General features: G+C 56.4%; 1 pseudogene. It reads right to left on the reverse strand.

Annotation, left to right across the window (positions count from 1 at the left end):
• A pseudogene (locus EOA27_RS40130) lies at positions 1–415 on the reverse strand (hypothetical protein); the annotation flags it as partial.

Here is a 415-nt window from a genome sequence, read left to right on the forward strand (position 1 = left end):
CCCCCAGAAAGACGCTGGCTCCGCTGCCACTTATAAGATAGATGGCTATAAATATTGGGGGAGCTTCTTTGAGATGAACAAAGCAAAACGTTAAAGTCGGCAGGGCTAAGCGGGCGGACGGCGGATTGGGCACGGCCGGATATTCTGCCCTCGTCATTGAGCAGGCCACGTTCAACCAGGCCATCGGCCGCACTGAATGGAACAGGATTGACGAATTCGAGGTAGGTTCCGGGTTCAATCAGAGCGAGGTACATGTCAGGCGCCGCGGGATCGGGAATGACCTGCTGGACCATTGCCATCGCGAAGTACCCGCGTGTCTCGGTTACCTTGCTGGGCTCGTAGTAGGTGATCCAATCGCCGACGCAGGCCTCGATACGGCTCAGATACTGACCAGGGAATTGATACTGCTCAGCGG

It is taken from the genome of Mesorhizobium sp. M2A.F.Ca.ET.037.01.1.1 (assembly GCF_003998075.1).
Lineage (GTDB): Bacteria > Pseudomonadota > Alphaproteobacteria > Rhizobiales > Rhizobiaceae > Mesorhizobium.